The organism is Blautia marasmi (assembly GCF_900258535.1).
Taxonomy (GTDB): Bacteria; Bacillota; Clostridia; order Lachnospirales; family Lachnospiraceae; genus Blautia; species Blautia hominis.
The window spans coordinates 2,132,469-2,147,187 of sequence record NZ_OIWX01000001.1 but is presented as its reverse complement, the minus strand read 5'-3'; the positions used below and the strand labels follow the sequence as shown (position 1 = coordinate 2,147,187).

Sequence of the window (14,719 nt, the reverse complement as noted above, 5' to 3'; positions counted from 1 at the left end):
CAGAGTTTTGCGGTATTTGGCAAAGCGGTAGTTGATATAAGATGCTTTTTATATTATATTTATGGTATAGAATAAATTGCCAGATAAATTGTTAAATGTGCTGTGATCTGATGGCTCAATCTTTGCTTTTTTATCCGGGAAGGAGGTCTATGAAAGGAATTGTGCTGGCAGCAATGGATGAGGAAGTCTATGAAGGGTTGTCAGATAACGAGATTTTTGCAGATTTATTTAACGGCGCCTTGTTCGGCGGAAAGCAGGTGATCAGGCCGGATATGCTGGAACAAGAAAATGAGAAAAAGGTGGTGCGCGCGGGAAGAGAGGGCGGAAGGCGGGTGATACTCCGGAGAATCCGGGATGTGCAGAAGCTGTCTGTGATAAGAGATAGCTGCCTGGCCGTTATACTGGCGGCAGAGGGACAGAGGACGGTACATTATGCTATGCCTGTCCGCTGTATGCTTTACGATGCCATTGATTATACGGGGCAGGTGGAGCATATTGTGAGGGAGAGAAAGGAGGAAGGGAAATTAAAGAAAGGGGCAGAGTATCTTTCCGGTATGAAGAGGGAAGACAGGCTGCTGCCGGGAATCACGATCGTTTTTTATTATGGGGAGGAACAAAGCTGGGATGGACCGCTGAGTCTTCATGATATGCTGGATATCCCGCCGGAACTGAAACCGTGGATGGAGTGTATCCAGGATTACCGGATCAACCTGGTGTGCGCAAGTACAGTGGAGAGCAGTAATTTCAGGACGGGGCTTCGGGAGGTCTTTGAATTGCTCCCGCTGCTGAAAGATAAAGAAGGGATGAAGGAATTTCTGGAGGCCAGAAAGGATGAGTTCATGCATCTGGATGCAAAAAAAGGCTGGCTGGTGTCAAAATTCCTGAATGTTCCTGCTTTGAAAGGGCTGAAAGAAAATGAGAAAGGAGAGGTGGATATGTGTACGGCTATTGAAGAAATGATGGAAGAAAGGGAAGAACGTGGAATATTACAAGGAATAAAACGTGGAGAAGTACGAGTAAACCAATTGATTGAAGTATTGTTACAGCAACCATGCCAGGAGGAGGCCTATAAAGAAATCCGGAGGGCAGTAACAGACCGGGAGTATCAGAAGAAACTTTTTGATGAGTTTGGAATATAGAAAGCCTTTGGTAACAGTTCAGACAAGCTGAACCGTTACGCATCCAGCCATTAAAAATCGCTTCGCGATGGGCTGGATGCCTGCTGGCACTACTTTTTCATACGGTCAGCGCAGTAAATGCGCAGACCTGTCTGAACTGTTACAGCCTTTGAACAAAAAAATAAATTAGGGGATTTACAAATGCGGGGAAATGAGATATAGTAATTCCATAATTTTTTGCAGTGCTTCTTTTGAAGTGCGCAGAGATCAAAAGCATATAGAATAAAACAACGACAATGGCGTCGGCTAACCTTATATTGGGGTTGCCGACGCCTTTTTGGTATATGGAAAATGTTGTAAGTTTTTCATAGCCGGGTAACGCAGGAGGAAAATGTGATGGCAGTAAAATATGTATTTGTTACAGGCGGCGTGGTGTCAGGACTGGGAAAAGGAATCACTGCAGCGTCGCTTGGACGTCTTCTGAAAGCCAGAGGATACAAAGTAACTATGCAGAAGTTTGATCCTTATATCAACGTAGACCCCGGAACCATGAATCCGATCCAGCACGGAGAAGTATTCGTGACAGATGATGGGACAGAAACGGATTTGGATCTGGGGCACTATGAGAGATTTATTGATGAGAGCCTGGACAGGAACTCTAATGTGACTACAGGTAAAATATACTGGTCTGTTCTGCACAAAGAGCGGCATGGAGATTATGGCGGCGGAACAGTGCAGGTGATCCCTCACATTACCAATGAGATAAAGGCATGTTTTTACCGGGCTAAGGAACCGGATGAGGAACGGATCGCCATTATCGAAGTGGGAGGGACTGCAGGCGATATTGAGAGCCAGCCGTTTCTGGAGGCGATCCGGCAGTTTCAGCATGATGTGGGGCATGAGAATGCTGTATTGATCCATGTGACTTTGATCCCGTACTTGAAGGCTTCCGGGGAATTGAAGACAAAGCCTACCCAGGCAAGTGTGAAAGAACTTCAGGGTATGGGGCTTTGGCCGGATATTCTGGTATGCAGGTCTGAATATCCCTTGCCTCAGGAATTGAAGGATAAAATTGCACTGTTCTGTAATGTACCGGAGAATCATGTACTTCAAAATCTGGATGTGGAGTATCTATATGAAGCGCCCTTGGCAATGGAGAAGGAAAATCTGGCTCAGGTGGTGTGTGAATGCCTCCGCCTGCCGTGCCCGGAACCGGACCTGGAGGACTGGAAATCCATGGTAGAGGATCTGCGAAACCCGAATACAGAGGTTGAGATCGCTGTCGTAGGTAAATATATACAGCTCCATGATGCATATTTGAGTGTGGCAGAGGCATTAAAGCATGGCGGGATTGCCGCCCATGCCAGTGTGAAGGTGCGCTGGGTGGATTCTGAATTTATCACAGAAAGCAGCTGCGGGGAAATGCTTGGCGGGCTGGACGGAATTCTGGTTCCAGGCGGCTTTGGAACCAGGGGGACGGAGGGGAAGATCCTGGCAGTGAAATATGCCAGGGAAAATGAAATCCCCTTTTTGGGTATCTGTCTTGGAATGCAGACAGCAATTATTGAGTTTGCCCGCAATGTGCTGGACTATCATGATGCCAACAGCATGGAACTGGATCCTGATACTCTGCACCCCGTCATTGCCCTGATGCCGGAGCAGAATGGAGTGGAAGATCTGGGCGGTACCCTGAGACTGGGCTCCTATCCGTGCAGGTTGAAAAAGGGAAGCAGATCCTATGCATTATACGGAAAAGAAGAGATTACAGAGCGTCACAGACACCGCTATGAGGTAAATAATGACTACAGGGAAAGGCTTGAGGAGAAAGGAATGACGCTGGCCGGTGTTTCACCTGACGGCAGAATTGTGGAGATGATCGAGTTGGCAGGCCATCCTTTTTTTATCGGAACACAGGGCCATCCGGAATTAAAGTCCAGACCGAACCATGCTCATCCTCTGTTCGCAGGGCTGGTATGTGCGGCTGTTAAGTATAAGAAAAAGAGAGGTTTTTGACTATGAGAAAAGATAAAGGATTGTACCGACAGCAGTTTGAACATGACAACTGCGGTATTGGAGCCGTTGTAAACAGTAAAGGTATCAGGAGCCATAAAACCGTGGAAAATGCCCTGAAAATCGTGGAAAACCTGGAACACAGGGCAGGTAAGGATGCGGAGGGAAGGACCGGTGACGGTGTTGGCATCCTGCTTCAGATCTCACATAGATTTTTTGCAAAAGCCTGCAAAAAAGCAGACATCCATATTGGAGGGGAACGTGAATATGGTATTGCCATGCTGTTTTTTCCCCAGGACGAACTGAAATGCAACCAGGCGAAGAAGATGTTTGAGATCATTGTGGAGAAGGAGGGCCTGGAATTTTTGGGATTCCGTAAGGTTCCCGTATGTTCAGAGGTACTGGGGGATAAGGCGTTGAGATGTATGCCAAATATTGTGCAGGCGTTCATTAAAAAACCTGAAAACGTGGAAAAGGGCCTGCCCTTTGACAGAAGGCTGTATATTGCCCGCCGTGTATTTGAGCAGAGTAATGACAATACCTATGTGGCGTCCATGTCCAGCCGGACCATTGTGTATAAAGGGATGTTTTTGGTAGACCAGCTCCGCACATTTTTTACGGATCTGCAGGACGGGGATTATGAATCTGCCATAGCCATGGTGCATTCCCGTTTCAGTACCAATACAAACCCAAGCTGGGAGCGCGCACATCCCAACCGTTTTATTGTACATAATGGGGAGATCAACACCATCCGGGGAAATGCGGATAAGATGCAGGCAAGGGAGGAGACGATGGCCTCCGATCATCTGAGAGATCAGCTTCACAAGGTGCTTCCTGTGGTGGACACCAGAGGTTCAGATTCCGCTATGCTGGACAATACGCTGGAATTCCTGGTGATGAACGGCATGGATCTGCCTCTGGCAGTCATGGTGACAATTCCTGAACCTTGGGCAAATAATAGTACACTCTCCCAGGAAAAAAGGGATTTTTATCAGTATTATGCCACCATGATGGAACCGTGGGACGGGCCTGCCTCCATTCTTTTTTCCGACGGCGATGTGATGGGGGCTGTGCTTGACCGGAACGGGCTGCGCCCGTCCAGATATTATATTACAAAAAACGGCGATGTGATCTTATCCTCAGAGGTGGGGGTTATGCCTGTGCCGGAGGAGGAGATCGTGCTGAAGGAGCGTCTGCATCCCGGAAAGATCCTGCTTGTGGATACTGTAAAAGGACAGATCTTCAACGATGATGAGTTAAAGGAAATTTATGCGGGAAAACAGCCGTACGGTGAGTGGCTGGACAGTAATCTGGTGGAGCTGCATGATCTGAAGATCCCCAATATCCGCGTGGAGGAATATGAGGGGGAAGCCCTCACCAGGATGCAGAAAGCTTTTGGGTATACCTATGAAGAGTACAGAAATTCTATTTACAGTATGGCACGGAACGGTTCTGAGGGAATTGCGGCAATGGGAACAGATACACCTCTTGCAGTGCTTTCTGAAAAGCATCAGCCCCTGTTCAACTATTTTAAGCAGTTGTTTGCACAGGTTACCAATCCTCCGATCGATGCCATCCGGGAGGAGATCGTGACCAGCACAACGGTGTATGTAGGGAAAGACGGGAACCTGCTGAGGGAACGGCCGGAAAACTGTCAGGTGCTGAAAGTGAACAATCCTATTTTGACCAACACAGATATGCTGAAGATCAAAAATATGAAAGTGGATGGCTTTAAGGCGGTTGTGGTTCCTATAACGTATTACAAGAGTACACGTCTGGACAGAGCCATTGACAGGCTGTTTGTGGAAGTGGATAAAGCTTACAAGGACGGCGCCAATATTTTGGTGCTCAGTGACAGGGGGATTGATGAAAACCATATGCCTATCCCGTCTCTTCTGGCAGTGTCTGCAGTGCATCAGTACCTGGTGAAGACAAAGAAAAGAACTTCTCTTGCCATTATTCTGGAGTCCGGAGAGCCCAGGGAGGTGCATCATTTTGCGGCGCTTCTGGGATATGGGGCATGTACAGTTAATCCTTATCTTGCCCAGGATACCATAAAAGAGCTGATCGACAACAAACTGCTGGATAAGGATTACTATGCAGCAGTGGATGATTACAACAATGCTATTCTGCACGGAATCGTAAAGATCGCGTCAAAGATGGGGATTTCCACCATACAGTCCTATCAGGGTTCCAAGATATTTGAGGCGATCGGTATTTCAGAGGAAGTGATCAATAAATATTTTGCCGGAACGGTAAGCCGGGTTGGCGGTATTTCTTTAAAAAATATAGCAGATGATGTAGACGTGCGGCATTCAAAAGCATTTGACCCCCTGGGACTGCCCAGCAGCCTGGAGCTGGAGAGTATGGGGATCCACAAAATGAGACGTGAGGGGGAGAAACACCGCTATGATCCCCGGACGATCCATATGCTGCAGGAGTCCACAAAAAGAGGGGACTATCGCATGTTTAAACAATATACGGAATTGGTGGACAGGGAGCAGAGCGGTTATCTGCGCAGCCTGATGGATTTTGAATATCCGAAAGAAGGTATCCCCATCGAAGAGGTAGAGAGTGTTGATGAGATCGTAAAGCGATTTAAAACAGGCGCCATGTCCTATGGCTCCATTTCCCAGGAGGCCCACGAGACACTTGCCGTTGCTATGAATATACTGCACGGCAAATCCAACACAGGTGAGGGCGGAGAAAGCGATGAGCGTCTGGACAGTGCGGGAAGTGCCGTGGACCGCTGCTCTGCCATCAAACAGGTGGCCTCCGGGCGTTTTGGTGTGACCAGCCGTTACCTGGTCAGCGCAAAAGAGATCCAGATCAAGATGGCTCAGGGCGCAAAACCCGGGGAAGGAGGACATCTGCCGGCCAAAAAGGTCTATCCGTGGATCGCAAAGACCAGACATTCAACTCCGGGTGTAAGCCTGATCTCACCGCCGCCTCACCATGATATTTATTCTATTGAGGATTTGGCAGAGCTGATCTATGACCTGAAAAATGCCAATAAATATGCCAGGATTTCCGTGAAACTGGTATCTGAAGCAGGAGTGGGTACCGTGGCAGCGGGTGTGGCAAAGGCCGGTGCGCAGGTTATCCTGATCTCCGGGTATGACGGCGGTACGGGGGCGGCGCCTCAAAGCTCTATCCACAATGCGGGGCTTCCCTGGGAGCTGGGTCTGGCTGAGACGCACCAGACGCTTCTTATGAATGGACTGCGCAGCCGTGTTATGATCGAGACGGATGGAAAATTAATGAGCGGACGCGATGTGGCAGTGGCGGCGCTGCTGGGCGCTGAAGAATTTGGATTTGCAACAGCACCCCTGGTCACTATGGGATGTGTTATGATGCGTGTCTGCAACCTGGATACATGCCCTGTGGGAGTGGCGACCCAGAATCCGGAGCTTAGAAAACGGTTTAAGGGAAAACCGGAGTATGTGGTTAATTTTATGCGGTTTATCGCAGAAGAACTGCGGGAGTATATGGCAAAGCTGGGTATCCGTACACTGGATGAGATGGTAGGACGCACGGACTTGCTGAAAGTGAAGGAAAATGCGGAAAACCCCAGAGCCTCTCAGATCGATCTGCGGTCAGTCCTTGATAATCCATATGCCGGAAAAAACACTAAAGTTACGTTTGACCCGGCCCAGGTATATGATTTCAGACTGGAAGAGACAAAGGATGAAAAGGTACTGCTGAAGAAGCTGAGAAAAGCAGTGGAAGAAGGAGGGAAAGCCGGTGTGGAGGTTCAGGTGACCAACACAGACAGGGCATTCGGAACCATGCTGGGTGCGGAAATCACAAGGCAGCATAAGGACGGACTGCCGGAGGATACGATCTCGGTTGCCTGTACCGGCGCAGGGGGACAGAGTTTCGGAGCATTTATACCCAGGGGACTAACCCTTTCTCTGTGCGGAGACTGTAATGACTACATGGGCAAAGGCCTGTCAGGAGGAAAGATCATAGTGTATCCGCCGAAGAAGATAAATTACAAGGCGGATGAAAATATCATCACGGGAAATGTGGCTCTATACGGAGCAACCGGCGGAACCGCCTATATCGGAGGTGTGGCAGGCGAGCGCTTTGCTGTCCGAAACTCCGGAGCCTGTGCCGTAGTGGAAGGTGTTGGGGAGCACGGCTGTGAATATATGACCGGAGGCCGTGTGGTTGTGCTTGGGAAAACGGGCAAGAACTTTGCAGCAGGAATGAGCGGTGGTATCGCTTATGTGCTGGATGAAAAAAATGATCTGTATAAGAATCTGAATAAGGAAATGATCTCTATAGAGAAGGTGGAGACAAAGCCTGATATCCAGGAATTGCACCATATGATCCAAGCCCATGTGGAAGCTACAGGTTCCCGGAAGGGACAGGAAGTGCTTGCAAGATTTCAGGAATATCTGCCCAAGTTCAAGAAGATCATTCCGGATGACTATAAGAGGATGACCACACTTGCTGCAAGGCTGGAGGAGCAGGGAATGTCGCCGGAGCAGGCACAGTTGGAAGCGTTTAATGAGAATTTTAGTCAGAAAGGGGCAGAGTAGGAGATGGGAAAGCCGACAGGATTTTTAGAATATAACAGAGTAAGTGCCCAAATGGAGGAACCGAAAGAAAGGATCAAACATTTCAGAGAATTTAAAAAATATCTGCCCATAGAAGAACAGCAGAAACAAGGAGCACGCTGCATGGAGTGCGGCGTTCCGTTCTGCCAGTCAGGGGATGTGCTGGGGGGCATGGTTTCGGGGTGCCCGCTGCATAATCTGGTACCGGAGACAAATGATCTGGTATTTACGGGAAACTGGGAACAGGCATATCTGCGTCTCTCAAAAACACACAGTTTTCCGGAATTTACAGCAAGGGTGTGTCCTGCACTCTGCGAAGCAGCATGTACCTGTAACTTAAACGGGGAGCCTGTGGGAACCAAGGAAAATGAACATGCCATTATTGAGACTGCTTTTGAGAGAGGATGGGTAAAACCACAGGTTCCAAAGGTGAGGACAGGTAAGAAGGTGGCTGTGATCGGCAGCGGCCCTTCCGGCCTTGCAGCAGCGCAGCAGCTTAACAGAAGAGGGCATCAGGTCACTGTGTTTGAGAGGAGTGACAGAATCGGAGGGCTGCTGCGTTACGGCATACCTAATATGAAACTGGATAAGGCAGTGATCGACAGAAGAGTGCGTCTTATGGAGGAAGAGGGTGTTGTTTTTAAAACGGGTGCGGATGTTGGAAAAGATATAAAGGCGGCTGAATTACAGAAGGAGTTTGACCGGATCGTGCTCTGCTGCGGGGCTTCCAATCCCAGGGATATCAAAGTTCCGGGGAGGGATGCTCATCATATTTATTTTGCTGTTGATTTTCTTGCTTCTGTGACCAGGAGTCTGCTGGATTCGGGTCTAAAGGATCATAAGTTTGTATCTGCCAAGGGAAAACATGTGCTGGTGATTGGAGGCGGTGACACGGGAAATGACTGTGTGGGAACAGCTCTCCGTTTAGGTGCAAAATCGATAACCCAGCTTGAAATGATGCCGAAAGCTCCCGATACAAGGGCTGACAGCAATCCCTGGCCTCAGTGGCCCCGTGTCTGCAAGACAGATTACGGACAGGAGGAGGCGATTGCAGTGTTCGGGCATGATCCCAGGATTTATCAGACTACAGTGACGGAGTTCATTAAGGATGAAAAAGGGGATGTGCAAAAAGCAAAGACCGTAAAACTGGAGAGTAAACGGGATGAAAAGACAGGCCGTATGAATATGGTTCCTGTAAAAGGGAGCGAGGAGGTGATAGATGCCCAGTTTGTGCTCATTGCGGCAGGATTTCTGGGAAGTCAGAAATATGTGACGGATGCGTTTAAAGTGTCTGTGGATGAGAGAACGAATGTAGCCACCAAACCGGAAGGATATGAGACCGGTATACCCGGTATCTTTGCGGCTGGGGATATGCACAGGGGACAGTCACTGGTTGTCTGGGCGATCCGGGAAGGGAGGAAGGCGGCTGAGGAGGTGGATGCTTCTTTGATGGGGTATTCTAATTTGTAGAAGCAGTTCAGAAGCCGTTATAAATAAGAGAACGGCAGTTCAGAAGCCATTATAAATAAGTGAACGGCAGTTCAGGCCAGTAATGAGGCGTGAACTGCCGCTTTTTCTTACGCATTGTATCGGTAACTGCAAATGGAATGTGATAGGATCTGCCTGTTAATGCCCGTTTTTTGTTGCCATAGTATTTTTACTGTGTTATGATAAATGTATCCGAAAGGACTGTTTATTTCCTGCCGTAGTTAAGTACGGTGTCATACATCGCTTCTATATTTTCGCGTTTCGCATTATCAATACTTCCATTTGTATCAAAGATATATCCACCGCCCGGGGCACAGGTATCTATGAGGGATTTGCAGGCATCTATGACCTGCTGTTTCGTTCCGTATTCCAGCAGATAGATGGGCAGATTTCCGGAGATACAGGCAGTATTTCCAAGGATTTTCTTGGCCAGGGCCATATCCACACTCTCAAAATGATAGATAACTTTTCCGGCCGGTACGTCCGCAAGCTGTTCCAGACGGCTGTTGTATTTTCCTTCTGTGTAGATAAAGGGGGTGACTCCCATATCTATGAGGGCAAGCATTATCTTTTTCAGTGGTTTCCAGTACAGCTTTTCATACTGCAGAGGACTCATGAAGCCGTCCATCCCTTTGTGCAGCGGGAAAAAGACACGTTTAACCGGAAGTGGGGCCACCTTAAAATAATCATAGGATGCGATCTGCATATCTGCCAGCATGTCGCAGGCTTTCTCTATCATGTCAGGACATTCCAGCTGGTCTGTGAGGGCACCCAGGGTACCTCTGTAATAGTCCCCTATAATATCAAACGGTGCTTCTCCCACTCCGGTCATCATTGGCGGGATACCCATAGCGGCGATCTGTGCGGAAAGGGCATCGCTGGCTGCGGCTGCCTTTGCATCCACCTCCCCTATTTTTCCAAGAAGGGCAAATGCCTCCTGGGCTTCCGGTGAATAGAAGGAAGCAAGAGGTGTGGTACTCAGGACAATTGAGGGTACAAATCTTATGCCGGACAGCCCCTTCAGGTTAGGAAATGCACGGGGTATGTATTTTCGCAGGGTAAATCCCATAAAATCATTGATAAATTCAGGGTATTCCTCCTGAGACATATACTCGTGCTCCATGACCTGATGAGTGGAAAAATCGGGAACCCTGGTTCCGGGCCGTCCGGGCCAGTCGATCATGGTGGAACCGGCCAGTTCATTGGCTTTTCCGCTGGTAAATCCCGGGTGGATATCTGCGTCAGGCTGGAAGTCATGGTAGAAGCTGAGGATTGCCCGGGAGGCTTTCTCGTAGTCGTACATGCTGTCACGGAAAGCTGCACCGTAGAGAAAATAGGGGAGCGCACTGTTAAAGGGAGCAAATGGTACCCGGTCCCCTTCCTTCAGAGAAACAGCATCCTCGACTCTCCGGATCCGTTCCTGAAAAAGTTCCTCCGGGCTTTGGCCGGAAGTGGATGTTTCGTTGGTCATAAAGACTCCTTTCCCACATTTTTTCTGCTTTTTGTGGAAAACCATGTCCATTTGGCAGTAGAATGTGTATAAATGGTTTCGTGCAAAGTTTATATCTTTATTATACTAAATTGTAGGGGAATGTAAATGAGATCAATGGATTTTGCTGTTACTGTACACAGGCCACTGTACCGGGAGGCGTTTTCATGCCGGAAGCATGAAAATCCCGACGCAGCCAGCGCGATATGGGGCAGAATGCTCCATATCTGTGCATCGCGAAGCGTGTTACCGGACACGGAGTGTACAGTAACATTTTGCTTGCATTTTTACGGTGTAAATGATATGGTTTGCGGGCAGACGGAAAAGGAAATTAAACAGCTTTATACATTTAGATATTGTAAACAGATAAAAGAAGGAGGCAGTATGGATAAATATCAAATACTGAAAAAATACTTTGGCTATGATACCTTCCGGGATGGGCAGGAACTGCTGATAGACAGCATTTTGTCGGGGAGGGATGTGCTTGGGATCATGCCCACAGGAGCAGGAAAATCCCTTTGTTATCAGGTGCCTGCCATGCTTATGGATGGGATCACCCTGGTGATCTCGCCTCTTATTTCTCTGATGAAAGACCAGGTGGGATCTTTGAATCAGGCGGGAATCCATGCGGCGTTTCTGAACAGTTCCCTGACAGTGGGACAATATTATAAAGCCCTGGATTATGCGAGACAGGGGAGATACCCCATTATCTATGTGGCGCCGGAGCGGCTGGTGACAGAGGAGTTTTTGGATTTTGCGCTTCATGCAGATATTGCCATGGTGGCGGTAGATGAGGCACATTGTGTTTCCCAGTGGGGACAGGATTTCAGGCCCAGTTATCTGAAGATTGTGGAGTTTATTAAAAAACTGCCGAAACGGCCCGTGGTGAGCGCATTTACGGCTACAGCCACCAAAGAGGTGCGGGATGATATTATGGATATTCTGCTCCTGGAGGATCCGGAGGTATTGACAACAGGGTTTGACAGGCCGAACCTGTATTTTGGAGTGCAGTCTCCAAAGAATAAATATGAAGTGCTGAAAAATTATCTGGAAATGCATCCCGGTGAATGCGGCATTGTATACTGTCTGACCAGGAAAGGTGTGGAGGAAGTATGCGGAAAGCTGCGGGAGGATGGATTTTCCGTGACCCGTTATCATGCAGGGCTTGGTGACGGGGAGAGGAAGCGGAATCAGGATGATTTTATATATGACAGGTATCAGATCATTGTGGCTACAAATGCGTTTGGCATGGGAATTGACAAGTCAAACGTAAGATTTGTGGTACATTATAATATGCCGAAAAACATGGAGAGCTATTATCAGGAGGCAGGCCGTGCAGGGCGTGACGGGGAGCCGGCGGAGTGTATTTTGCTCTATGGGGGGCAGGATGTGGTGACAAACCAGCTGTTCATTGACAACAGCCAGGACAACCGGGAACTTGACCAGGTGACACGGGAGATGGTGGCAGAGCGGGACAGGGAGAGACTTCGTAAGATGACGTATTATTGTTTTACGAATGAATGCCTGCGGGATTACATATTGCGGTATTTCGGAGAATATGGGGAGAATTACTGCGGGAATTGTTCTAACTGTCTGAGCCAGTTTGAGACTGTGGATGTGACAGAGACTGCAAAGGCCCTGATCGGGTGTGTGAAAAGCAGCAGACAGAGATATGGAACTACGGTCATTATAGACACGGTACACGGGGCAAATACGGCGAAGATCAGAAATTACAGGATGGATGAGAACCCCAATTATGGGGAGCTGGCAAAAGTCCCCACCTATAGGCTCAGGCAGGTTATCAATTATCTGCTTTTAAATGAGTATCTTACGGTTACCAATGATGAGTATGCAGTTGTAAAACTGACCGCCAAATCAGAGGAGGTGCTGGCTGACGGGGCACAGATCACTATGAAAATGGCAAAAGAGCAGGAACATACATCCAGTGAGAAGAAAGAGAAGAAGAGCAGGAAGGGGCCTGCCGCCGGGTTTGCAGGAGCGGAATTTACGGAGGAAGACGAAAAGCTCTTTGAGGTGCTGCGGGGACTTCGGACAGAAATTGCAAGGGAGGAGAAGGTTCCGCCTTATATTGTTTTCTCTGACAAGACCTTGACCCATATGTGTATATTAAAGCCGAGAACCAGAAACGCAATGTTGTCGGTTACAGGGGTGGGAGAATTTAAATATGAAAAGTATGGGGAGCGTTTTGTGGCCTGTATCAGAGATAATGTGCCGGATGACGGGGATAGTGATGATATGAGTGGGGAAGAATCTGCCGATGCAGGAGGGAACTCAACAGGAGAAGAGGCTGAAGAAAATGAAGTGATCCGTGTGAATGCGGAGAAAAAGAAGACAAAGGCAAAGGGGAAACAGGAATTTTCTTTGACAGAGGATATGGAACAGAGGTTTTTGTTTGCCGATAAAATGACGCTCAGTGAACTGGTCTCCCAGTTAAATGAACTGCGCGATGAAAGCGCTGTGAAGCGTCTGACCAATAAGGCAGTGCTGCAAAAGCTGCTGGATGAAGGATATCTGGAGACATATGGAATGCGGGGAATCCCCATGCAGCGCGCAGCAGAAAAAGGAAAGAAAATTGGGATTACAGCAGAGATGCGGGTAAGCGAAAAAGGGAATGCGTATGAGGTTCTGTACTATTCAGGGGATGCACAGAGGGCACTGCTGGAGATGATAAAGGAGGGGTAAAAGTAAGAGAAAAATTGGTTGTGAAAAAAGGTTTTGGATATTTAATTAAATCCAATTAACCTTTATGACAAACAAAAGAGACGATTAGATAAACATTAAAGTGAATATTACAAATTTGCAAAAATTAAGAAAGAATTAATTTGATTGTTAATGGTTTTGTTGACAAAAGTAGTCAAAAATTATATAATAAACTAATGCAAGAGTTCGGGTAAATGCGGCATACAAGCAGTAGCTTGCAATAAGATTATACGATAAGTAAATGCAGGTTTGCTATTTTATCCGCATGTATCATCCACATTCAGGTGCAGGTATGTGGATGGAAAATAAAGTTAATGGAGGGATTCACATATGGTGAAAAGATTAAGGGAAAACCGGAAAAATAAAAAAGGTTTTACTCTGGTGGAATTGATTGTTGTTATTGTTATTATTTTGGTGTTGGCGGCGGTTATGGTGCCGAGTGTGTTGAGATATGTAGATAAGGCCAATAAGGCTAATACTAAATCAGACGCGGCAACAATATTAGTAGATGTTCAGGCACAAGTGGCAGATTCTTACGCGGGTGATGGTGTGGCCCCAACTACTGTTACATCGAATGGTATTACAGTAGCCAAAAATGCTACACTTCTCAAGGCAAAAGGTAGTGCAAAAAATGCTACTTATAACGAAACAGGTGGCGATGTTGTTTCGTTCTCTTTTCAGGATGGAAAACACTTTATACAATGGAGTAAGGCAAAGGGTTGGTCAGAAGTAGATGACGAGTTAAAGTAAACAACTTAATTATAGCTTTCTCAAAGTTATTACCTTGATTAAAGGAGGTTTCATAATTAAAAATGCATATAGATTATGAAACTCTCACCCGCAAAACAAAATTCCGCAGACTACTAAAAATCTCCCTGCTAACGCTCCTAATCAGCATAGCTGTTCTTGCACCAGCGCTATGGTATTGGGATCAATCCATTCAAATGCGGTCTGCACTGCGAAGTGCCAAAAATGTGCTTCTGAACACAGAACTGCTCTCTATACAGTACAATGGTTTAGATGAACCGCTTCTGGACAGTTCACGTGAAAGTGGAATGGCGGAGGAGGCGGAAGAGGAAGTGAAGAGTTATTCCGGTTTGGAAGGTGAAATTCATCTTGTATCTTGGGATAAAGCCAAATGCCGTGTGCTGAGCATGACATATCAGGAGGGAAAATACTTAGTAATCTACGAAGCAGATGATAAGGATTCCGGAACATGGACAATTTACCGGAAGACCCGGCATTATAAAAACTAATAACAGGAGGGGATTTCGTTTGGTATGAGCCAGGTGAAATCCCTTTTTGTCATTTCCTGAGGCAAAAATGAA

At 47.4% G+C, this 14,719-nt stretch carries 8 protein-coding genes; 7 read left to right on the top strand and 1 reads right to left on the bottom strand.

What is annotated here, in order from left to right; genetic code table 11:
• Positions 1 to 149: 149 nt before the first annotated feature.
• From C6P39_RS09285 to C6P39_RS09270, 4 genes are all read left to right on the top strand, one after another.
• Positions 150 to 1,139: a hypothetical protein gene (locus C6P39_RS09285; RefSeq protein ID WP_104803580.1), complete on the top strand. Its 990-nt coding sequence runs from the start codon at positions 150 to 152 to the stop codon at positions 1,137 to 1,139.
• Positions 1,140 to 1,514: 375 nt separating this feature from the next.
• Positions 1,515 to 3,131, top strand: coding sequence for a CTP synthase (locus C6P39_RS09280; protein WP_104803579.1), 1,617 nt, complete (start codon positions 1,515 to 1,517; stop codon positions 3,129 to 3,131).
• A 2-nt stretch (positions 3,132 to 3,133) separates the two neighbouring features.
• On the top strand, positions 3,134 to 7,675 hold the full coding sequence (gene gltB, locus C6P39_RS09275) for a glutamate synthase large subunit (RefSeq protein ID WP_104803578.1): 4,542 nt from the start codon (positions 3,134 to 3,136) through the stop codon (positions 7,673 to 7,675).
• A 3-nt stretch (positions 7,676 to 7,678) separates the two neighbouring features.
• Positions 7,679 to 9,163 carry a glutamate synthase subunit beta gene (locus tag C6P39_RS09270; RefSeq protein ID WP_104803577.1) on the top strand — a complete coding sequence of 495 codons (1,485 nt, stop codon included), beginning with the start codon at positions 7,679 to 7,681 and terminating at the stop codon, positions 9,161 to 9,163.
• Positions 9,164 to 9,386: 223 nt separating this feature from the next.
• Here the strand turns inward: C6P39_RS09270 and C6P39_RS09265 are convergent, their stop codons facing one another.
• Complete coding sequence (locus C6P39_RS09265) at positions 9,387 to 10,652, bottom strand: uroporphyrinogen decarboxylase family protein (RefSeq protein WP_104803576.1); 1,266 nt, start codon at positions 10,650 to 10,652, stop codon at positions 9,387 to 9,389.
• A gap of 402 nt (positions 10,653 to 11,054) precedes the next feature.
• Here C6P39_RS09265 and recQ point away from each other — a divergent pair, with 402 nt between their 5' ends.
• The 3 genes from recQ (at position 11,055) to C6P39_RS09250 (ending at position 14,647) form a co-directional block, all read left to right on the top strand.
• Positions 11,055 to 13,373 (top strand): DNA helicase RecQ, encoded by a 2,319-nt coding sequence (recQ, locus tag C6P39_RS09260; RefSeq protein WP_104805892.1) that lies wholly within the window; start codon positions 11,055 to 11,057, stop codon positions 13,371 to 13,373.
• Positions 13,374 to 13,721: 348 nt separating this feature from the next.
• The gene (locus tag C6P39_RS09255; RefSeq protein WP_104803575.1) at positions 13,722 to 14,141 is read left to right on the top strand and encodes a prepilin-type N-terminal cleavage/methylation domain-containing protein; all 420 of its coding nucleotides are present in this window, start codon (positions 13,722 to 13,724) and stop codon (positions 14,139 to 14,141) included.
• Positions 14,142 to 14,203: 62 nt separating this feature from the next.
• Positions 14,204 to 14,647, top strand: a complete 444-nt coding sequence (locus C6P39_RS09250) for a hypothetical protein (RefSeq protein ID WP_158661515.1) — start codon at positions 14,204 to 14,206, stop codon at positions 14,645 to 14,647.
• Positions 14,648 to 14,719 lie beyond the last annotated feature (72 nt).